At 46.0% G+C, this 20,708-nt stretch carries 16 protein-coding genes, 4 tRNA genes and 1 pseudogene; 6 read left to right on the top strand and 15 right to left on the bottom strand.

Going from position 1 to position 20,708, the window contains the following annotated elements; translation table 11 throughout:
* The first annotated feature begins 85 nt into the window (after nucleotides 1-85).
* Together GTH32_RS02330 and GTH32_RS02325 are read left to right on the top strand one after the other, a co-directional pair.
* Entirely contained in the window at nucleotides 86-1,087 is a 1,002-nt protein-coding gene (locus GTH32_RS02330; protein ID WP_163083619.1) for a phosphotransferase, read from the top strand.
* Between the two features lie 194 nt (nucleotides 1,088-1,281).
* Nucleotides 1,282-2,051 (top strand): annotated as a pseudogene (locus tag GTH32_RS02325) (haloacid dehalogenase type II).
* Nucleotides 2,052-2,098: 47 nt separating this feature from the next.
* Here GTH32_RS02325 and GTH32_RS02320 read toward each other — a convergent pair.
* From GTH32_RS02320 to topA, 3 genes are all read right to left on the bottom strand, one after another.
* Entirely contained in the window at nucleotides 2,099-2,557 is a 459-nt protein-coding gene (locus GTH32_RS02320; protein WP_163083618.1) for a GNAT family N-acetyltransferase, read from the bottom strand.
* Between the two features lie 92 nt (nucleotides 2,558-2,649).
* Nucleotides 2,650-3,201, bottom strand: a complete 552-nt coding sequence (locus GTH32_RS02315) for a DUF2058 domain-containing protein (protein WP_163083617.1) — start codon at nucleotides 3,199-3,201, stop codon at nucleotides 2,650-2,652.
* Between the two features lie 21 nt (nucleotides 3,202-3,222).
* Complete coding sequence (gene topA, locus GTH32_RS02310; RefSeq protein WP_163083616.1) at nucleotides 3,223-5,883, bottom strand: type I DNA topoisomerase; 2,661 nt, start codon at nucleotides 5,881-5,883, stop codon at nucleotides 3,223-3,225.
* A gap of 349 nt (nucleotides 5,884-6,232) precedes the next feature.
* Here topA and astB point away from each other — a divergent pair, with 349 nt between their 5' ends.
* On the top strand, nucleotides 6,233-7,573 hold the full coding sequence (gene astB / locus GTH32_RS02305; RefSeq protein WP_163083615.1) for an N-succinylarginine dihydrolase: 1,341 nt from the start codon (nucleotides 6,233-6,235) through the stop codon (nucleotides 7,571-7,573).
* A 117-nt stretch (nucleotides 7,574-7,690) separates the two neighbouring features.
* Here the strand turns inward: astB and GTH32_RS02300 are convergent, their stop codons facing one another.
* On the bottom strand, nucleotides 7,691-9,964 hold the full coding sequence (locus tag GTH32_RS02300) for an Ig-like domain-containing protein (RefSeq protein ID WP_163083614.1): 2,274 nt from the start codon (nucleotides 9,962-9,964) through the stop codon (nucleotides 7,691-7,693).
* A gap of 114 nt (nucleotides 9,965-10,078) precedes the next feature.
* Here GTH32_RS02300 and GTH32_RS02295 point away from each other — a divergent pair, with 114 nt between their 5' ends.
* Nucleotides 10,079-11,425 (top strand): dicarboxylate/amino acid:cation symporter, encoded by a 1,347-nt coding sequence (locus GTH32_RS02295; protein ID WP_163083613.1) that lies wholly within the window; start codon nucleotides 10,079-10,081, stop codon nucleotides 11,423-11,425.
* A 190-nt stretch (nucleotides 11,426-11,615) separates the two neighbouring features.
* On the opposite strand, the gene GTH32_RS02290 is transcribed toward GTH32_RS02295, so the two are convergent.
* From GTH32_RS02290 to dnaQ, 8 genes are all read right to left on the bottom strand, one after another.
* Nucleotides 11,616-12,842, bottom strand: coding sequence for a lipoprotein-releasing ABC transporter permease subunit (locus tag GTH32_RS02290; RefSeq protein WP_163083612.1), 1,227 nt, complete (start codon nucleotides 12,840-12,842; stop codon nucleotides 11,616-11,618).
* A 3-nt stretch (nucleotides 12,843-12,845) separates the two neighbouring features.
* Nucleotides 12,846-13,535 carry a lipoprotein-releasing ABC transporter ATP-binding protein LolD gene (lolD, locus tag GTH32_RS02285; protein WP_163083611.1) on the bottom strand — a complete coding sequence of 230 codons (690 nt, stop codon included), beginning with the start codon at nucleotides 13,533-13,535 and terminating at the stop codon, nucleotides 12,846-12,848.
* Nucleotides 13,536-13,918: 383 nt separating this feature from the next.
* A tRNA-Asp gene (locus GTH32_RS02280) sits at nucleotides 13,919-13,995 on the bottom strand.
* A gap of 28 nt (nucleotides 13,996-14,023) precedes the next feature.
* Nucleotides 14,024-14,100 (bottom strand) — tRNA-Asp (locus GTH32_RS02275).
* Nucleotides 14,101-14,130: 30 nt separating this feature from the next.
* Nucleotides 14,131-14,207: transfer RNA gene (locus GTH32_RS02270), tRNA-Asp, on the bottom strand.
* A 28-nt stretch (nucleotides 14,208-14,235) separates the two neighbouring features.
* Nucleotides 14,236-14,312 (bottom strand) — tRNA-Asp (locus GTH32_RS02265).
* A 217-nt stretch (nucleotides 14,313-14,529) separates the two neighbouring features.
* Entirely contained in the window at nucleotides 14,530-16,017 is a 1,488-nt protein-coding gene (locus GTH32_RS02260; protein WP_163083714.1) for a TIGR03503 family protein, read from the bottom strand.
* Nucleotides 16,018-16,081: 64 nt separating this feature from the next.
* Nucleotides 16,082-16,801 carry a DNA polymerase III subunit epsilon gene (gene dnaQ / locus GTH32_RS02255; RefSeq protein ID WP_163083610.1) on the bottom strand — a complete coding sequence of 240 codons (720 nt, stop codon included), beginning with the start codon at nucleotides 16,799-16,801 and terminating at the stop codon, nucleotides 16,082-16,084.
* A gap of 101 nt (nucleotides 16,802-16,902) precedes the next feature.
* On the opposite strand from dnaQ, the gene rnhA reads away from it, so the two are divergent.
* Nucleotides 16,903-17,373 (top strand): ribonuclease HI, encoded by a 471-nt coding sequence (gene rnhA, locus GTH32_RS02250; protein ID WP_163083609.1) that lies wholly within the window; start codon nucleotides 16,903-16,905, stop codon nucleotides 17,371-17,373.
* Here rnhA and GTH32_RS02245 read toward each other — a convergent pair.
* On the bottom strand, nucleotides 17,370-18,350 hold the full coding sequence (locus GTH32_RS02245; protein WP_163083608.1) for an NAD(P)H-quinone oxidoreductase: 981 nt from the start codon (nucleotides 18,348-18,350) through the stop codon (nucleotides 17,370-17,372). The genes rnhA and GTH32_RS02245 overlap by 4 nt on opposite strands.
* Nucleotides 18,351-18,725: 375 nt before the next feature.
* Here GTH32_RS02245 and GTH32_RS02240 point away from each other — a divergent pair, with 375 nt between their 5' ends.
* The gene (locus GTH32_RS02240; RefSeq protein ID WP_163083607.1) at nucleotides 18,726-19,916 is read left to right on the top strand and encodes a class I SAM-dependent rRNA methyltransferase; all 1,191 of its coding nucleotides are present in this window, start codon (nucleotides 18,726-18,728) and stop codon (nucleotides 19,914-19,916) included.
* A gap of 27 nt (nucleotides 19,917-19,943) precedes the next feature.
* On the opposite strand, the gene GTH32_RS02235 is transcribed toward GTH32_RS02240, so the two are convergent.
* Nucleotides 19,944-20,165, bottom strand: a complete 222-nt coding sequence (locus GTH32_RS02235; protein ID WP_163083606.1) for a DUF2061 domain-containing protein — start codon at nucleotides 20,163-20,165, stop codon at nucleotides 19,944-19,946.
* 140 nt (nucleotides 20,166-20,305) lie between these two features.
* Nucleotides 20,306-20,608, bottom strand: coding sequence for a PilZ domain-containing protein (locus tag GTH32_RS02230; RefSeq protein WP_163083713.1), 303 nt, complete (start codon nucleotides 20,606-20,608; stop codon nucleotides 20,306-20,308).
* Between the last annotated feature and the right edge of the window lie 100 nt (nucleotides 20,609-20,708).

The following is a 20,708-nucleotide window of genomic DNA, read 5'->3' as shown; positions in this document are numbered from 1 at the left end:
CGTGAAGTCAACACCTTAAAAAGCCGCTTGTTAGCGGCTTTTTTGTCTGAAAAAACAGCATTTAAAACTATGTGTAAGGCACGCTATGATTTCTCAGGTTAATCCCCAGTTTATCGCTTGGGTGGAACAATGTTGTAACCAGAAGGTAGCAAGTACCTCGCTTATCCAGGAGCTTTGGAGCGGTTACGGGGCCTGCTTTCGGGCTTGTTTCGGTGAAACAAAACAAGCCGTAGTAGTTAAGTGTGCTAAGCCAGAGGCGCGCTCAACCCACCCCCGTGGGTGGCACACAAAAGTGAGTCATGCAAGAAAGTGCGCCTCCTTTGCTATCGAACGCGACTTTTACCTAAATTTGCAACCTTTGAGTAATAACCATTGTTTTATCCCTCGGTGTATCGCTACTGATAGTGACGGCGATAACACATTATTGGTAATGGAAGATCTCATGCATTACGGCTTTTCTGCTACCGCGAGTTCGTTGAGTGTGGAGCATGCCCAAACAGTACTAAAATGGTTAGCCGCCTTTCATGCCTGCTTTTTTCAAACCAATAGTGACTATGTATGGCGTCAAGGTACCTATTGGCATCTTGCTACGCGCCAAGAAGAACTAAATGTCATGGCAGATAGCCCGTTAAAGCGAAAAGCCGCAGAAATTGATGAAAAGTTACGTAATGCAAACTATCAAACCTTAGTACATGGCGATGCAAAAGTAGCAAATTTTTGTTTCAGCGAAAATTTTGCGCGCTGCGCAGCTATTGATTTTCAATATGTGGGCCATGGTGTGGGTATAAAAGACGTTGCATATTTCTTAGGTAGCGCGATAAATGAAGCTGAACAAAGCCGTTACCGCGAATCGCTACTCACTGTGTACTTCAATGAACTCGAGCGACACCTTTACGCAGTTAAAGACATCAAGTCGCTGAGCTGCCGCGACATTGCCAATGTTGTGCAAGAGTGGCGTGCCCTCTATCCTTTTGCTTGCGCTGATTTTCATCGTTTTTTAGCCGGCTGGAGCCCGTCTCACTGGAAGATAAATAAAGAACTCTGCGCCCAAACCCATATTGCTCTTAGCACGCTATCGGCGCTATAGAGTATTTTCACCATCACCTTAACCTCCTATTAAACCATTCGCCTAAAACCTTGCTTATTACCCACAAAGCGGCCCCTCGTTCATGGGCGGTTATATGTTGTTTATCGCGCTATAACGCTGTTAGCCGAAGCGGTATTGGCAGTTAGAAGAAAGCAGCATACCTTGAACACTCGTTCAAAATTTAAAGGTCTTTTATGAAAAGGTTACTGGTTATCTTATGTAGTTTTTTAACGCTGACAGTGTCGGCGCACGAGCATGAGAGCGCAGCTAAGCCTGCTTCCTCGTTGGTTGCCCCTAAAGTTATTTTTTCGATGTTAATGAAACATTGCTCGATTTAAGTGCTATGCGCACATCGGTAGGCGAAGCACTAGGCGGTCGCAACGACTTACTCCCACTGTGGTTTTCCACCATGTTACATCACTCACTGGTAGACTCCACAACCCAACGTTTTCATACCTTCGGAGAAATTGGGGTGGCGTCGTTGATGATGGTTGCAGAGATAGAAGACATTGCGCTGACTACAGAGGAGGCAAAAAAAGCTATCGTAACGCCTCTGCGCAGTTTACCGCCCCATTCTGATGTGGTTGAAGGGCTTAAAGCCCTAAAAGCCAAAGGCTATACTTTGGTAAGTTTAACTAACTCTTCAAATAAAGGGGTATACACGCAATTTAAGAATGCAAACTTGTTGGATTATTTTGATCAACGCTTAAGCGTGGAAGATATTGATTTGTACAAACCCGATTTACGCACCTACGCATGGGCTGCTGAGAAAATGGGGATTGAGCCTAAGGATGCCATGCTGGTAGCTGCCCACGGCTGGGATATTGCGGGTGCTAAGCAAGCCGGATGGCAAGCGGCCTTTATTAAGCGCCCCGGTAAAGTACTTTACCCCCTCGCACTTGCGCCAGATACAGTGGTTTCGGGGTTGGATGAATTGGTTAAGCAGCTACCTAATGCCCACTAACCCCTTTCTCCTATTAACTAACTAAAAACAACGATCAAAAAGAGCGCCTACTGAGTAGGCGCTCTTTTCATATCTACATGGGGGATACCGTCTTCTAAGTACATCGATGACGTTGTCTCAAACCCAAAGGCCTGATAAAAATCGAGCAAATACGCCTGTGCACCAATTTCGATAGCCTGATTAGGCCATAATAGGGCGCATTTTGCGATAGCCTGCGCTATCAGCGCCTTCCCTGCTCCTTTCTTACGATTTGCACCACTAATGACAACCCGCCCTATACTCACTGACGGATAGCTCAGGCCGGGGGGCAGTAACCTTGCATAGGCCACCAGTTTGTCATTCTCCCAGCCCAACAAATGGTGGGTATCGCTGTGACGATCTTTTTCGTCCAGCTCAGGGTAAGCACATTCTTGCTCTACCACAAACACATCCACCCGAAGCTTGAGTAACTCAAACAATTGATGGGTATTTAACGCTTCAAATCTCAGCGACTGCCAAGTGATCATGTATTCTCTCAAACGATAGCTATTGCACAATGGAAACAAAAAGAGGGGCCGATAGGTTTACGGTACGTAATGTACCCTAGGCCCCTGCATTTTTACCACGTTAAATCGTCTGGAATTTCGTAATCAGCATACCAGTCATCTTCGTCTTGATCTTTACCATCATTGCCGCTTTTGTCTAAATCGGCACGATAGACAATCACACTTTCATCACGTTGCGCAATTTTGTCTGCCACGGGGGTAGGCACAAGTTCGTAAGCGTCATCAAGTAACACCACCGTTAAGCGCCCTTTTGTTACTTGTTTGTGTATTTCATCACTTACGTACATACGCTTAACCACATTGTCGTGGGTAAAATTCAATACGGTATCGCCCTTGCGCGCTTGCTTATTCGTAATAATAAGCTGACGAACTTGAGCGACAATTGAGCGCTTTTCCCGTTCTTGTTGCTGCAACTGATTTAACTCACGAGAACGTGCTTTTTTCTCTTCAGCGGCTTTCTGCGCCGCAATGGTAGCTTCATCTACCACTGGTTGCTTTTGCTTCGTTTTCTGCTTTTGCTTTTTACGCTTGTCCGCGCGCGCCTGCTTAGCCGACGCTTTGTCTGCTAAGCCTGCTTTTAGTAATTGATCCTGTAACGAGGCCATTATCTATACTCTTACCTTATGTTACTTCTTTTTGGCTTTTGCTTTCGCAGCTGGTTTTTTGGCGGCTTGCTCTTGCCATTTACCATTTTCGTACCACGCTGACCAACCCGTTGCTTTGCCACTTTCGTTTTCTGACATCACATATTGCTGCTTAGTCTTACGGCTGTAACGCACTATAGCTAAGTTACCGTCAGGATCTTTTTGTGGTGCATCGGCAAGATAATAGAATTTCGGCGAAATTCTATCTCTAAAACGAGCAAGTTCTTCAACTTTCGGCGCACGCGTCTCCCTTGACTTAGGGAAATTGTGGGCGGCTAAGAAGATACCCGAAGCCCCATCACGCAACATAAAGTGGGCGTCAGATTTTTCACACGGTAACTCTGGTAAGTCTACCGGATCTTCTTTGGGTGGCGCAGCTTCGCCATTGCGTAATAGCTTACGGGTATTTTTGCATTCTTCGTTCGTGCACCCGAAATATTTACCGAAGCGGCCGTTTTTCAGTTCCATATCGCTGCCACACTTGTCGCACTCGATAATAGGACCATCGTAACCTTTAATTTTAAAGGTACCGGTTTCAATCAGCGTACCATCGCAGGTTGGCGTGTTACCGCACACATGAAGTTTGCGAGTTTCATCCACCAAATAGCTGTCCATGGCAGTGCTGCAAACCGGGCAACGTTTTTTAGACCTTAAGGCTTCGGTTTCCATTTCATCATCATCATCCACCTTAACTACGTCTTCACCGGGCACCAAATTCATGGTGTTGGTGCAACGTTCTTTAGGCGGAAGATTATAACCTGAACACCCTAAGAATACGCCGGTAGACGCGGTGCGCACGTTCATTTCACGGCCACACTTATCGCACTCGATACCCGCAGGTATAGCTTGGTTAGGGCGCATACCCCCTTCTTCAGGGGCTTTTTCTGCGTTTAATAGTTTGCCGTAAAAACCACTATAAAACTCGTTAAGTACATCCTTCCAGTTTTTATTTCCTTCGGCAATGTCATCGAGCTGTTGTTCCATATTGGCGGTAAAATCGAAGCTCATTAGATCATCGAAATTCTCTAGCAACCTATCGTTAACTATCTCACCCATTTTTTCAGCATAAAAACGTTTATTCTCTAAACGAACGTAGCCTCTATCTTGAATGGTAGAGATGATACTGGCGTAGGTAGAAGGGCGACCAATACCGCGTTTCTCAAGTTCTTTTACCAGTGACGCTTCATTAAAACGCGCCACCGGCTTGGTAAAGTGTTGCTTAGGCTCGAGAGCTTTAAGATTTAACACATCGCCTTTTTGTACGTCGGGCAACATTAACTCTTCGTCGCCTTTCTTACGCAATTGTTGTTGTACTCGTGTCCAACCGTCAAATTTTAACACGCGGCCTTTCGCAGTGAGCTCATAGTCACCTGCAGCCACTTTTATCGTAGTGGCATCATATTTAGCCGGAGTCATCTGACACGCTAAGAACTGGCGCCAAATAAGCTCATACAGGCGCTGTGCATCGCGTTCCATATCCCCGAGTGTTGCTGCACTCACTTTTACGTTTGAAGGTCTTATGGCTTCGTGCGCTTCTTGTGCGCCTTCTTTGCTACCATAGCGAATGGCAGAATCGGGGAGATATTTGTCGCCAAAGTTTTCAGCAATATAGTTACGCGCACTGTCTACGGCTTCTTGGCTCAAGTTTGTAGAGTCGGTACGCATATACGTTATGTAACCGGCTTCGTACAAGCGTTGTGCCATCATCATGGTTTTCTTTACCCCAAAGCCCAAGCGGGTACTCGCCGCTTGCTGCAAGGTTGAGGTGATAAAAGGCGCAGAAGGACGACTTTGCGTTGGTTTCGACTCGCGGCTTTCAACCACATAAGAGGCATCGTTTAACTGTGCTAATGCTTTGTCGGTATCGGCCTTGTTTTTGGGTTTAAACGCGCTGCCGTTATGTTTTGCCACCAACATGCGAAGCGCATCTTTTTGGGCGCTGGTTAAATCGGCATGTACATCCCAAAACTCTTCTGGCACAAACGCTTTAATCTCGCGTTCACGCTCCACCACAAGACGCACCGCAACCGACTGTACACGGCCCGCTGATAAGCCACGGGCTATTTTTTTCCACAATAGAGGTGACACCATAAAGCCAACAACACGATCAAGAAAACGACGTGCTTGCTGAGCGTTCACTCGTGCTATATTCAACTCTCCAGGATGGGAAAAGGCATCTTGAATCGCGTTTTTGGTAATTTCGTTAAACACCACCCGTTGATAGGTTTTGCCCTTACTGCCTAGCAGTTCTTGCAAATGCCAAGCAATGGCCTCTCCTTCGCGGTCCAAATCCGTCGCGAGATAGATAGTGTCGGCGTCTTTAGCAAGCTTTTTTAGCTCATTAACCACCTTTTCTTTGCCCTGTAACACCTGATAATGTGCTTTCCAGTCTTGTTCTGGGTCGACACCCATACGGTCTACAAGTTTTAAATATTCATGGCGACGAAGGTATTCTTGTTTCTCTTCATCGCTCAGCGTTTTGAGTTCCTTAGCTGGCTTTTTTGGTTCGACTTTGCCCAATGCCTTAGTGGGCAGATCGCGAACATGGCCTACCGAACTTTTTACGATAAAATCTTTACCAAGATATTTATTTATCGTTTTCGCTTTAGCTGGTGACTCGACTATGACTAGAGATTTTGCCATATAATTGAATTAAACCTATTGATTTTAATAGACTATTTTAGTCATTTTCAAAATAAAAGGGCGACCTAACTGTGCCCTTACGACGCCCGTGCTTTTTTAACATATATCTACAAAGTGAATGGAAAACAAGATCTTCTTCATAGTTATTCTTTCTATTGCGCTAATCACGAGCAAAACCCGCTCACTTTTTAACCGCCCGCATTGGCAACCGGTATAAAAGCCGTATAATGCCAGCCATTCCACACCTAACTGCCGTGTTAGACACGCATTTAACGTGGGGCGAGTTAACTACCTACTATTTACTCATAGGGTAGCGTTCAACCGCCCAAATACCAAATAGAGGGAAAGTATGAAGCAATTTGAAGTGAATTTTGATGGCCTTGTTGGCCCCACCCACAACTATGCCGGTTTGTCTTTCGGTAATGTTGCTTCCCTAAATAATGCTAATGCAGTAAGCAGCCCCAAAGAGGCGGCCAAACAAGGCCTAGCAAAAATGAAGGCTTTGTCAGACATGGGAATGATGCAAGGCGTACTTGCTCCACAAGAACGCCCCGACATTGCCGCCTTACGTCGTCTTGGCTTTACTGGTTCTGACGCGAGAGTGCTAGAAAGCGCTGCAAAGCAATCTCGCGAGATTTTCTTAGCCTGTTGCTCTGCCAGTAGCATGTGGACGGCAAATGCCGCCACCGTATCTCCAAGCGCCGATACAGCCGACGGCCGCGTGCATTTTACACCTGCTAATCTAACAAACAAGTTCCATCGTTCATTAGAGCCGCAAGTTACCGGTAGAATACTCAAAGGCACCTTTGCCAACGACAAGCATTTTGCCCACCATACCCATTTACCTGACAACGACCATTTTGGCGATGAAGGCGCCGCGAACCATACCCGCCTATGCAGCGATTATGGCCACGCGGGTATCGAGCTGTTTGTTTATGGTCGCCATGCGTTTGACCCAAGCAAGCCAGCGCCAACGAAGTACCCAGCGCGCCAAACGTTAGAGGCCTGTCAGGCCGTCGCGCGTTTACACGGGCTAAGTGACGAAAGCGTGGTGTATATTCAACAAAACCCCGATGTTATCGACCAGGGTGTATTTCATAACGACGTAATTGCCGTGGGCAACCAAAACGTTTTATTTTTTCATCAACAAGCGTTCTTCGATACACAGCGGGTGTTAGATGAAGTACAGGCGAAATATGGCGACTCACCGCTGCATTTTATCGAAGTGCCAACCAATGAAGTCTCTGTTCAAGATGCGGTGAAAACCTACTTGTTCAACACCCAAATCATTACTCTACCTAGTGGCGAAATGACCATAATTGCCCCTACCGATTGTCAAGAAAACGACGCCGTAAAACGCTATCTTGATAAGCTTGTTACCCTTGGTACACCTATTAAGTCAGTAAACTATTTCGACGTTAAACAAAGTATGCGAAATGGCGGCGGTCCTGCATGTTTGCGCTTACGGGTTGCAATGAACGACCAAGAATTAGCTGCCCTAAACCAGGCTACACTTATCAATGATACCCAGTTCGCACGCTTAAATGCGTGGGTCGATAAACATTATCGCGATCAATTAAGCGAAGACGATTTGCGCGACCCTCAATTATTAATTGAATCACGCACCGCCTTAGATGAACTAACCCAACTGCTTAAAATCGGCTCAGTTTACCCCTTCCAGCAAGGCTAAGGAGGCTCGGTAACGGCTTGCCGCCCTCTACCAAGCCCTCGTGCGCAGTAGTGCGTACTTTGCGCTGATGTCTATTTTGCCGTAACGCCTGCTACAGGGCGCTACGGCATCTTATTATTAGTATTGCGTTCTACAGTGTAAGTATGGGTCAGCAGCCGTCCTCTCGGTATCTACCCCGAAAGGGCTTGCCGGCGGTTTAACCGCCTCTTCGGTTAAGTCGTCGCTTAATACACCTAGCCCATAAATCATTTTCGCTGAAGCCTCGCTCCCCGTAGATTGACCATATATTTCGATGACCATAGACACCCACCCGCCGTAATTTTTCGGATAGCGATAGGCCAGTGTAGCTTGGCCATTTTCATCGCTCACAGAACTCGATAAAAAGTTAAGGGCACCGATTATGCCTGGCGTTAGCTCATTGTCGTTATTCGTGTCTTCATTATAATCATCTGGGTCGACCGCGATATCTAAAATGCCATTGTCGTTCTGATCTTCATTTTCGCAAAATGCGCGGTTGCCTGAATTAGTATAGATAGTGCCATTCCAACTCCAATCGCCCTTGTAATAGCCTCCATTTTCAGCGTATTTTACGGGGCTTAGTGAAGCAGTGAGCTCGACACCACTGACCGGCTGACCAGCACTGTCAGAGACAAATACGGCAAACTCTTTAAGGTAACTGCTGTCATCGGCATCGGTAATAATATTTCCTGTACCAATTGAAATATCAAACGCCCGGTTTGCCACAGTAACAAGCACTTGATCCTGTACTGCCGGGGCATTTACCGATTGTGCCGTAATGACTACCGATTCATGACTGGATACCGCCCCTGATGTATACACAGTTGATGCTACACCATTGCTATTGGTGGTTGCCTGTGAGGGTGAAATTGTGCCGGTAGACGGATCGTCAACGCTAAAGGAAACCACAGTATCTTTGACTAAATTGTCGTTTTCATCCCGTACAATGGCGGTAATAGTGCTAGTTTGTCCGTCGGGCCCCAAAATATCTTGCGATGCATCGGCCTGTAAATAGTAAGGGGTGGTAGCGATAAACTCTAACGCTTCAGTAATGACTACTTCTTCTTCGCCCTCGGCGTTTAAGCCAGATGCGGTAATCGATGAGAAACCTGCATTATTTGAGCTTATGCTGAACGTAAACTCACCGTTTTGGTTCGTAATAATCGGGTCTGCTGTTACTAGGGTCCCCCGTGATGCCGTAACCCTTATTGTATTTCCAACTACCGGGGCATTATCTTTTCTCCATCTACCGGTAATTTGCGCTACGTCTAATAAAGCAACTTCCTCGGCGGGAAAAGCCGTAAATTCAAATTCATCTTGTTGGACTTGTATGTTTTTCGCTAAGCTATCGCCTAGCGCTTCGGCGATAAAAGTATCTTCGCCGGAAGCGGTAGCGGTATATTGCACCGCAATTTGACCATCAGCTGCTGTGGTCACTTCAAGTGTACCGTCAGCGCCCGGAACTGAATTATCCGCGCTTAAAGTTCCAACGCCTGGCGTTAACGTTATAGCTTGGTTGGGTATAGCATTACCGTCTGAGTCTTGTACCCTTAACGTATACTCTACTGTGTCATTAATGGTTACCGAAGAAGGGCCGTTAATAGTCACCTCAGTTCCAGAAACCTCAATAGTCACCTTTTCAGTTAACGCACCTGTTTGCGCGGTTACCGTTACAAAACGATTCGAGGCGTCGTTCACCGTAGACACCAACGCCCGCGCCGTTCCGTCTGCGGCCGTGATGGCTTGAGTTATTTGTAACTCTACGCCGGCGTTATTGTTTGCCGAGAAGCTTACATCGACCCCTTCCATTAACACGCTTTGCTCATTTTTTACGAGTGCTATCAATTCCACTTCATCAGAGCCGCTTGACGCCAATTGAACCGCACCGGTATACAACTGCAACGAGGCTGGCTGTACACTTGCGCTACCGCTACCTGTCGATGTAAAAGTGGTAGTGCCGCTTTCCCCGGAGGAAAGGCTTGCCGTTATTTCACCATCGCCTGACGCTGAACCTACAGTAAGGGTTATAGTAGCAATGCCTTGTGAGTTGGTGCGGGCAGTGGCAGTATCATTCCCGAAGTTGGCCAAGCTGGGTTCACTAATAGCAAACGTAAGTAAACGATCGGCTTGTGCTTCGCCAGAGGTATTTTGAACACTCGCGACTAAGGTAAGTGGATTATCGATGGTGAGGTTTTTATCTGCTTCGCCACTGCTATTTTGTAATGACAAAGACACTTCTACGGTTGCAGTGGTTCCACTTCCTGTGTCGCCTGTATCAGTGCTATCGTCTCGAGAGACAGAACCGCCTCCACCGCATGCCATTAGCACAAAAATTGTGCTAAATAGACAAAATGTCTTGATCATTGATTGCATAATCCGTTCCTGAACCTCTATAAATGACAATTGTGTCGTTTTTTACGTTTAAAAATCAAAAGAATCTGGCACACTAACTATGACTAAAAATATAAAAATGCACAGGGAATATAGATGTCTCAATCCGCACATAAATATAGTTTAACCGCTCGAATATTTTTCGGTATGGCGGCAGGCTTCATCGTTGGCTTGCTTCTTCAGTTCTTATTCGATGATAGCGGAGATTTTCAATTTTCGATATTCGGTTTCGAATTCTCCACGTATGACATTTTTGTCGAAGGTATATTTTCTACTCTAGGCCAAATTTTCATCGCCAGTTTAAAGATGCTTGTGGTGCCGCTGGTATTCGTTTCCTTAGTATGCGGAACCAGCACCCTATCCGACCCCAGTAAGCTAGGGCGCCTAGGTTTAAAGTCTGTCGGGCTTTACATTGTCACAACCGCAATCGCAATAACACTGGCTATGAGTATGGCTTTGCTGGTCTCGCCAGGTGAAGGGATAAACCTCGCCACCGAAACCACCTACCAAGCAAAAGAAGCGCCTAGCCTTTCCGATGTTATTGTAAATATGGTGCCTAGCAACCCTGTTAATTCGATGGCGCAGGGTAATATGCTACAAATCATTGTTTTCGCTGTTTTATTCGGTATCGCAATGGCAATGACAGGCGAGGCTGGGAAAAGAGTAAGCGCCTTTTTTGAAGATATTAATACCGTTATAATGCGTTTAGTCACGATTATTATGAATCTGGCACCCTATGGCGTATTCGTATTAATGGCAAAGCTTTTCGCTTCTATCGGCGCCGACACCATATTAAGTCTTGCGAAGTATTTCTTCTTAGTATTTGGTGTCCTTATCTTACATGGCCTTCTAACTTACTCTGTGCTACTTAAAGCGCTGAGTGGTTTAAGCCCACTCATGTTATTGAGAAAAATGCGTGATGCAGCAATTTTCGCCTTTAGTACCTCAAGCAGCAGTGCCACTTTACCTGTCACTATGGAAACGGCGCGTAATAAACTGGGCATTGGTAACTCTGTATCGTCGTTCACCTTACCGTTAGGTGCAACCATTAACATGGACGGTACTGCCATTATGCAGGGCGTTGCCACGGTATTTATCGCGCAAGTTTACGGCGTAGATTTAAGCTTAAGCGATTATATGATGGTCGTTCTCACAGCAACACTGGCATCTATTGGTACCGCTGGCGTACCCGGCGTAGGGCTTATTATGCTGGCAATGGTGTTGCAACAGGTGAACCTACCAGTAGAAGGTATTGCACTGATTATCGGTGTTGACCGCCTATTAGACATGACACGTACCGCTGTTAACATTACCGGTGACTGTATGGTGTCATGTGTGGTGGCAAAAAGTGAAGGAGCCTTAGATGAAACGGTTTACAACGACCCTAATGCAGGGCAAAAAGAAGAAGATGTAGACTTCGAACACTTCGACAGAAACAGCTAGTTAGCGCACTGTTATGCCTTACACCACCATAAAAAGGGGATATTAATCCCCTTTTTCGTGTCTTATCGAAGCCTTGTAGCTGCCTTGCCCCTAGATAACGAACAAATTGTACTGGGTAATACGGGCAGTTTCTCGCCAGCTAAAAGGCTGTCTCAAACTCATTGTCTATATTGAATTCAACTAGCATGAACTAATGAAGCGACTGAGACGGTGACACTTTTGCCGCCTTGTAGGCAGGGTAAATAGTCGCAAGTACAGATAGCACAATAGCCATCACTACGGTTACCGCCACGTCTTGCCACATAAGTTCAGAGGGTAAAAAATCAATAAAATAAATATCTCCAGAGAGTAAGTGAATACCTAAGATATTTTCAATACTTTGCACTATGCGCGAGAGATTGGGCGCAATCAACAATGCAAGCCCTACCCCCACACTCATGCCTATTACACCGTTTAGTGCGCCTTGCAGCATAAACGTGTGACGAATAAGGCTGTCTGTTGCCCCCATGGTTTTTAAAATAGCAATGGCGGGCTGTTTTTCTCTTACCGACATTACTAATGAGGACACAATATTAAAACATGCCACTGCAATAACGAGCGCTAAGGCGATATACACCACAGTGCGCACTAATTGAATATCGTTATACAAATGCCCTTGCGTGCGGGTCCAGTCTGACATATAAACCGCTTGCGGATAAGTGTAGCCAATATCACGCATAGTAGCGTAAGCGGAAAAGGGATCCTCTAGGGTGAATCTTAGCCCCATGGCCTGCCCTGTGATGCCTGAGGCTGCAGAGGCTTTGCTTAAATGCAACAAGCCAAGTTGATTATCAAGTTCGCCGCCTACACTAATTAACCCAGCGACAGTTAAGGTTATTGTAGTGGGCGCGGAAAAACGTAAATCTTTGGTCGTCACCGGGATAAGGGCTCGGACAGTGTCGCCAATCTGTAAACCTAAGTTCTTCGCAATGGCTTTACCAATTAGCACACTGTCTTCATCACGGCTAAATCTTTGCCAGTCTGCGTTGCTCACTTGCTCAGCAAAGCGCGGGTTATCGTCAATGAGGATCCCCGTTAAGGCAACGGCTTTTAGCGTGCCTTTATACTGCAACATGCCGGTAAGTTCTGTATAGGGCTCTACTTTTTTAACCCTAGGATCAGCATTAAGGCGATACAGCTGCGCATCGAGGTTTTCAATGCCCCGATTATCTACACTGTAAATCTCCCCATGGGGCACAATAGCTAAAATACGGTGGGTTAATTCACGCTCAAAACCATTCATAACACTTAATAGAATAATAAGAACGAAGCACCCCAGTGCGATCCCTACTGTGGATGATAGCGATATAAATGAGATAAAACGGTTTTGCGCCTTCGTAGTTCTAAAGCGTCTGGCTAATTGCCAAGAAAGCGACATGGGCTACCTACCTGTTTGATTGGCAAGCAACTCGCCATCTTTAATACTAAGAACGCGATCCATACGCGCAGCCAAAGAGGTATCATGAGTTACCACAACAAATGCGGTTTGCTTCTCTTTACTAAGCTTTTTCAATAATTGGTAAATTTGCTCACCGGTAGAATCGTCAAGATTACCCGTAGGTTCGTCTGCAAGTACAACCGTAGGGTTATTTACCAATGCACGTGCAATGGCCACCCTTTGGCGCTCGCCGCCTGAAAGCGCACTTGGCATATGTTCCCTACGATGTGATAAACCTACATCGTTTAGCAACTGCGCGGCTTTCTCGTTGGCTTTCTCGGCAGACATACCACCAATACGTAATGGCATAGCAACGTTTTCTAAGGCGGTAAACTCAGCTAACAAGTGGTGGAACTGATAAATAAAGCCCATTTTTTTATTTCTAAGTTCAGCAAGTTGGCTGGGCGAAAGCGATGCCAAATTTTCACCTAAAAAATAAACGTCTCCCTCGCTTGGGCTATCAAGCCCGGCAAGTAAATGCAGCAAGGTACTTTTCCCCGACCCCGAACTTCCTAGAATAGCAACATGTTCACCGCCATGAATGGCCAACGAAATATCATGTAATACGGGGGTGGTGTTTCCAGCGTCGTTATAAGTTTTACTGATATGTTGGCAATATAGTACGTCTTGCATGATACCTGTCTATTAAACATATTTTGGCTTCGCATGTTAGCGCGTAATTTCTTCCGCGCCAATAGCTTATCTACAATCGCGCTTTGCTTTTCCGCAGACAGGAAAAAGAGCGGTTAAAAATGAGAATTAGCCGTGCAAAATAGTAGTGGCCTATAAGGCGCATAAGCGTTAATGCTAGCGGCCTAAAAGCATAACAATGAATATTTAAATACGCCATAGTAAATAGCATAGCGCAATACGAAAACACATTGGCTAAAAGGCATTACTACAAGACAAAAGGAGACTTAACGATGATTTAAAAATACTGCAGGTGTGCTGTGGTAAGGCTAAACGCCGAAATTACATTTCGAACATCTAACTAGCACAAGGACTGTAAACATAAATGGCGGAGCGGACGGGACTCGAACCCGCGACCCCCGGCGTGACAGGCCGGTATTCTAACCAACTGAACTACCGCTCCGCATTATGGGAACACGCTTTTCGATTAGTGGCGGAGCGGACGGGACTCGAACCCGCGACCCCCGGCGTGACAGGCCGGTATTCTAACCAACTGAACTACCGCTCCACATAATCGAGATTGCGTTGTATAACTAAATGGCGGAGCGGACGGGACTCGAACCCGCGACCCCCGGCGTGACAGGCCGGTATTCTAACCAACTGAACTACCGCTCCGAAGACATTTTAGTTATACCATTGAAAGTGGCGGAGCGGACGGGACTCGAACCCGCGACCCCCGGCGTGACAGGCCGGTATTCTAACCAACTGAACTACCGCTCCACATTTTCAATGTTATCAGTGAGTTGATTGGGTTGCTGTAACCCCGTGCCCTCACTGCGGCGCAGATAATACGTATTCCCCAATGTGGAGTCAACGCTTTTTATTAATAAAATTGTCATCTGCGCACTGTTTGGCTGTTAAATAAACATAATGACGAAATAAAATTCAGTAGTGAACAACAAAGCATCATATTGCTGGCGCTACGATTAACTCTCGCTCACTTCTTTTTAAACACGCTAAGCCACTTTTTCAAACCACTTGGTTCATTGTCTAAAGACAAGTCTTCTTCTGTGATGGCTTTTTTGGGCCGCTTAGTTGGCGTAGGTGCTGTCTTTAGCGATATCGCGCGTTTTTTGCGCATTACAATAATGATAACCGCAGCTATAAGGCCTAAAAGTAAAATACTACCGTTTGCCACAATAAGTATTGTGGTGAAGGTATCTGCATCTATTGCCTCTTGTCGCTTCGTTTCGCCCACATCAGTATCACTAAAACCTGGCTTCGAAGCGGCGTTTTCACCGTCTACACCAAAGCGTAAGGTAGGTTCGCTGCCATCAACAATGGGGTCTTCACCGTTTATAAGCGGGTCAATAACTTCAGGCTCTGGCGCCGTGGCGACAAAGTTAAACTCTGGAACATCTAAAATAAAGTCGCGCCCGTCCATCGTTGTACCATACGCGGTAAGTTTTACCCGATACACGCCTTCCTCATAGGCAACAATCAAATGTTCTCTCGCGTCACTTGTACTTTCGGTAATAGAAAAATTCTGCACGTCTGTATTGGGAAACCGTATTTTCCCGTCTACGATGAGGGAATTAATGTCCACAAGTTCACGGTCAACGTCAATGGTTATCTTATGGTAGCCCTCTCCACCGCCATCTACCTCTGCAGAAATCGTCACTGGGTTAGGATGAAGAATAATAGGGTCGCCTCGTTGCTCCCGGCTAAACAAGGGTGTCGTCACACTAAATACTGGCAACCATTCTCCTGGTGCTATATTTAAATTGAACTGGCCGGTGAAAACGCCATCATAGGGCTGTTCGTCCATTCCCCGGCCATTGTCTTCAAAACGGGCAATTTCTTGATCAGGCGTGCCGAAATTATCGAAGTTTGAATCGTTGGTGCTAATAAAATCGATACGTAGGTCAACAACATCACTAAATAGGTTGATGTCTATAGCCTCGTTGCCGTTGGTAAGATAAGCCGACGACTTGAGAATTTCACCAGAAAAAAGCGTTGTAGGAAGCGGCTCAGCAATAAGCTGTAAATCTGAAACCACCATCAACCGACTTTCGGGGAGAACCTGCCCCACCGCTTGCCAAGGCCCTGGCATAGGGTTTTTAATCCTCACCATGTCGTAGGTTGCATCATCGTGCCATTCAACCTTTTCTTCGTTGTGGCGGCCCTGAAATATTTTGGAACCATCGGGGCGCACTAACACCACAGGTGAGGAGCCGTATTCGCGAAAGAACACCATGGTAAGTTCTTTGACGTTATAATCTACGCGAAAACGGTTTTGCAGTAGCTTTATAGAGTTCTCATACGCATCGCCTAACTCGGTGAGTGGCGACGCTGAAGGTTCTGATCGCGCTGAAAGCTCTGATTCCGCTGAAGGCTCTGATTCCGCTTGCGGCGAAGACGTTGCAGGCGGCTGATTATTCTCCGCCGACGTTTGAGCAGTAACGGGCGCGGCTAACAGCACCATGATATAGGCTAAAAACCACACTATTCCCTTCCCCTTCACGCACATTACTCCCGTTGATTATTTTTTAAGAGGCATCGCTGTTATCTGCCCGCCATAAACACGTGCCCCCTGCATTTTGCACAATATCCAAACGGGCCTCATGTTGTTGTAATTCATCGGCGGTAGCTTTGATAACCTTTAATTTATTTATGGTACGCTGAATAGGTCTTACTGCATTTGCGTCGGCGTCGGTACTGCCGCTTGAGGCCAACTTTAATTTAGTCTGACCACCTGTCATCAACAAATAAACATCGGCGAGAATTTCTGCATCGAGCAAAGCGCCGTGTAATTCACGGTGACTGTTATCTATACCATAGCGTTTACACAACGCATCTAGGTTATTTTTCTGCCCTGGGTGCATTTGGCGCGCTAGCACCAAAGTATCAAGAACGTCACACATATTCTTAGTAACCACAGACGACGTAGACGCATTCATGGCAAATTCGTGATCCATAAAGCCCACATCGAATGGCGCGTTATGAATAACCAGTTGTGCACCCCGAATAAAGTTGACGAAATCTTGCGCGACATCGGCGAAAATAGGCTTATCTTGTAAGAACTCATTGGTAATGCCGTGTACTTCAATCGCCTCTTGCTCTATCTGGCGGCCCGGATTGATATAAACATGGAAGTGGTTGCCGGTAAGTTTTCGGTTGACCACTTCTACACACCCTATCTCGATGATTCGATGGCCTTCTTTAGGATCGATACCGGTAGTTTCTGTATCTAAAACAATCTGACGCATGATACTCCTGCTGTTGCGGCTGTTTTTTGGTAGTATATCAACCCCTTCGCCCTAGGCTAAGAGAAAAGCGGTTCAAGTATAAAATTAATTAAGGATAGGTAGTGTCTAAGAAAACCATACAAATATATACCGATGGATCATGTTTAGGAAATCCAGGTCCTGGCGGGTATGGTGCAGTGTTAATTTACAAAGGTCACCGAAAAGAACTTAGTGGTGGTTTCGCCCATACCACCAATAATCGTATGGAACTACTTGCGCCTATCGAAGCATTAAATAGTTTAACTGAGTCCTGCCAGGTTGATTTAACCACAGATAGCCAATACGTAAAGAACGGCATCAACCAGTGGATCCATAATTGGCGCAAAAATGGCTGGCGCACGGCCAGTAAAAAACCCGTGAAAAACGCTGACTTATGGCGACGGCTAGACGAAGCTGTTAAAGCCCATCAAGTGCAATGGCACTGGGTGAAAGGCCATTCAGGCCACCCAGAGAACGAACGCTGTGATGAATTAGCCCGTACCGCCGCTGAGGCAAAACCTAAAACGGTGGATGAGGGCTTTAAAGAGAGCTAGCGCCAAGTAACGACTATCTTTCCTTGTGTGTCGTTAGCTTCTAACCGCGCATGGGATTGTGCCACCTCGTCAATAGTATAAACCGTATCAATATTGACCTTCAGTTCACCACGTGCAAAAGCAGGCAAACATGTGGTGGCAAAGTCTTCAATTAACGTGCTTTTATACGCATCACTACGGCTACGCAACGTAGTACCTTGAATAGTCGCTCGCTTTCCAATCAGTAAAGCCATGTCAAGTTTATCTGCGTAGCGCCCTGCTAGCATGGCTAAGTACACCACTATGCCGTCTTGTTTGAGTACCTTTAAATTCCGATTAAGATAATCTCCGCCCACCATATCAAGTACCATATCCACGCCTTCTGGCCATGCTTGTTTTACTTCCTCAGCAAAATCTTGGTGACGATAATTGATCCCCAGTTTCGCCCCTTGTTGGGCACAGTAATCTAGCTTTGCTTCACTTGACGCTGTCACCGCCGCCTCTACCCCCCAATAGCGACATAGTTGGGTTGCTGCAAGGCCGACACCGCTCGCTCCGCCATGAAGTAATACACGCTGCGCCGGTTTTACGTGGCTTATGGTACGTAAACACTGAAATGCAGTAAGAAACACCTCGGCGAGACCCGCCGCTTCTGTGTCGCTTAAACTATCGGGGATAGCCATTAAATGCGAGGCTAATACGGCAACTTCTTCTGCATAGCCACCTCCCGCTACCAGCCCAAACACACGGTCGCCCACCTGCCATTGGGAAACATCCTCGGCAACACCAATTACTTCTCCCGCCATTTCAAGACCAAGAATTTCACTTTCTCCTGCAGGCGCAGGATAATGCCCTTGCCTTTGCAAGGTATCGGCCCGGTTTACACCAAAGGCATGAACTTTAACTAACACTTTGCCTTGTGTAAGTTGGGGAGACGACGTTTGCGCAATAACGAGCTCTGTGGGTTTACACCCTTCTGTGAAGTCTACAAATCGCATTAATATTCCTTTGTGTTACACTTTTTCAACATGGCTACAGGCCTACTATCGCTTTTATCTGGTTGGTACATAAACGCCGTATGCTAAGCCAAACTAGTGCCTATTATTGTACAAATAAGTTTTTCTTTTACTCACATAAATAGCATACGATGAGAGCGTTAATTAGGGGCATTTTTTCATATTTTTCGAGGCATTCAAAAGCCAAAGGTTCGCATCGCCCTGCAATAGTCGTTATACTTTACCCACTGCAAAAGCGAATTAATTTCTCGAATTCGCTTTTTACGTTGAGTTTTTAATTGCCTAGACGTTAACAAAAACCACTACCCTAACCGAATACGGCCTTTTTACACAAATTTCCCAGATACAGAGTACCTCATGTCAGCACAAGTCGTTTTAAATAGTAATCGTGACAAATCACTTCGCCGTCGACACCCCTGGGTGTTCGCCAGTACTATCGCCGAAGTAAAAGGTAGAGCCAAAAGTGGTGATACTGTGGATGTGATAGACGATAAGGGCGACTGGCTAGGTAGAGGGGCGTATTCGCCTGAATCTCAAATGCGTGTTCGTATTTGGACATTTGAAAAAGAAGAAAGTATAGATAACGGTTTTTTCCTGCGCAAAATGGCCTCGGCCCTTGCCCTACGCCAACGGTTATTTGATCCGCAGCAAACGAATGCGTTTCGCTGGGTGGCGTCGGAAAGCGATGGCTTACCCGGCGTAACTATCGACTTATACGACAATGTGGCCGTTGTACAGTTGTTAAGCGCAGGCGCAGAAAAGCATCGAAGTAAAATTGTTTGGGCAATTACTAAATTGCTGCCCGGTACTCACGTCTATGAACGCAGCGACGTCGATGTACGTAAAAAAGAGGGGTTAGAACCCGTTACCGGCGTTTTAGCGGGTGACCCTCCAAGCCAGGTGACAATAAAAGAAAACGGCTTATCCATTGTGGTAGATATAGTAAATGGCCATAAAACCGGTTTTTACCTCGACCAAAGAGATAGCCGAGCGGCTGCAGGGCATTTCGCCAAAGATGCCCACGTGCTTAATTGCTTTAGCTACACGGGCACATTTTCTTGCTATGCCCTTGCCGGAGGCGCAGCATCCGTCACCAATGTCGATGTATCTCAACCCGCCCTTGATTTAGCAAAACACCATATTCAGCTAAATGGGCTTGATGAAAGCAAGAGCCATTACGTAAATAAAGATGTATTTAAAGCACTACGTGCCTACCACGACGACCGCCAGCAATTTGATATGGTCATTCTCGACCCACCTAAATTTGTTGACAGCAAAGCCTCATTAAATCGCGCTTCTCGGGGCTATAAAGACATTAACATGTACGGCATTCATGCTGTTAAGTCAGGGGGCTTGCTACTTACCTTTAGCTGTTCTGGCCTTATGCCTGCCGATTTATTCCAAAAGATAGTCGCCGATGCAGCACTTGATGCCAAAAGAACCATTAAAATTATTGGGCGACTAAGCCAAGCGTCAGATCACCCAATTATCGGCAGCTACCCCGAAGGCTACTATCTGAAAGGGCTTATTTGCGAAGTAACCGATTAGCCTTTTTAGGTATCCCCCTCTTTAACGCTAAGACAGAAGCGCCATTTCCTGCCCTGCAGTAGGCGCTTCATTTTCCTTGCGCGCTTCTAGCTTTTTCCATATTAGTTCGTGGAAATAAAATGCCACCGTGTTTATAGCGGGCTCTACAAGGGCTACCGCGCCACCTACTACTAAGCTACCGGTAAGCAGATAGGCCACAGTAAAGGCTACAGAAAAGTGCATAACTGCGAAGGTAATTGTCTTTTTCATGATCTCTCTTCCAATAACTCAAAAACGATAATGAGAATTATTATCAATAACGAGGTAAAAAGACAATGTTTTTTTTCAATGAGGGTGATTAATTTTCTCGATGAAGCGGTATGGGGCTATACCGCTTTATCTCAATACCGCTACTTCATTTCAGAGATTTCTACCCCGATAATACAATTAGCGTCAGATTCTGGCACACACCGAACAACCGTAGCAATAGCAGATAACGAAGGTACCTGAGAGCTTGGTGAGTCGATTGAAACGTTTACCTGAGTACCAATCTCAATGGAAGGTTCGTCTACTTCTAACGACATTCCCGTCGCACTTATATCTTTACACATGGCCTGCATAGTACGACTAGACTCGTCGTCCGTCACCTGTATCTGACAAGGCGAATTAACCATCATTCGGAAAAAATTGCGCTTATCGTCGTATCCCAACATCTCTACTTCTCCTGCTACTTCACTGTAAAACCACAATCGCTTTCATTGTTATAGGGCGATGGGATGCCATTGTCAATCAAGGGGGCTAACTATTCACTAG

The organism is Alteromonas profundi (assembly GCF_010500865.1).
GTDB lineage: Bacteria > Pseudomonadota > Gammaproteobacteria > Enterobacterales > Alteromonadaceae > Alteromonas > Alteromonas profundi.
The sequence above is the reverse complement of the archived record's forward strand: the minus strand, read 5'-3'. Positions and strand labels throughout refer to the sequence as shown.

Bases quoted from the DNA above. Each gene is read 5' to 3' on its own strand.
- GTH32_RS02330 (WP_163083619.1), top strand. From the start codon at position 86: ATGATTTCTCAGGTTAATCCCCAGTTTATCGCTTGGGTGGAACAATGT.
- GTH32_RS02320 (WP_163083618.1), bottom strand. From the start codon at position 2,557: ATGATCACTTGGCAGTCGCTGAGATTTGAAGCGTTAAATACCCATCAA.
- GTH32_RS02315 (WP_163083617.1), bottom strand. From the start codon at position 3,201: ATGGCCTCGTTACAGGATCAATTACTAAAAGCAGGCTTAGCAGACAAA.
- topA (WP_163083616.1), bottom strand. From the start codon at position 5,883: ATGGCAAAATCTCTAGTCATAGTCGAGTCACCAGCTAAAGCGAAAACG.
- astB (WP_163083615.1), top strand. From the start codon at position 6,233: ATGAAGCAATTTGAAGTGAATTTTGATGGCCTTGTTGGCCCCACCCAC.
- GTH32_RS02300 (WP_163083614.1), bottom strand. From the start codon at position 9,964: ATGCAATCAATGATCAAGACATTTTGTCTATTTAGCACAATTTTTGTG.
- GTH32_RS02295 (WP_163083613.1), top strand. From the start codon at position 10,079: ATGTCTCAATCCGCACATAAATATAGTTTAACCGCTCGAATATTTTTC.
- GTH32_RS02290 (WP_163083612.1), bottom strand. From the start codon at position 12,842: ATGTCGCTTTCTTGGCAATTAGCCAGACGCTTTAGAACTACGAAGGCG.
- lolD (WP_163083611.1), bottom strand. From the start codon at position 13,535: ATGCAAGACGTACTATATTGCCAACATATCAGTAAAACTTATAACGAC.
- GTH32_RS02260 (WP_163083714.1), bottom strand. From the start codon at position 16,017: ATGGTGCTGTTAGCCGCGCCCGTTACTGCTCAAACGTCGGCGGAGAAT.
- dnaQ (WP_163083610.1), bottom strand. From the start codon at position 16,801: ATGCGTCAGATTGTTTTAGATACAGAAACTACCGGTATCGATCCTAAA.
- GTH32_RS02245 (WP_163083608.1), bottom strand. From the start codon at position 18,350: ATGCGATTTGTAGACTTCACAGAAGGGTGTAAACCCACAGAGCTCGTT.
- GTH32_RS02240 (WP_163083607.1), top strand. From the start codon at position 18,726: ATGTCAGCACAAGTCGTTTTAAATAGTAATCGTGACAAATCACTTCGC.
- GTH32_RS02235 (WP_163083606.1), bottom strand. From the start codon at position 20,165: ATGAAAAAGACAATTACCTTCGCAGTTATGCACTTTTCTGTAGCCTTT.
- GTH32_RS02230 (WP_163083713.1), bottom strand. From the start codon at position 20,608: ATGTTGGGATACGACGATAAGCGCAATTTTTTCCGAATGATGGTTAAT.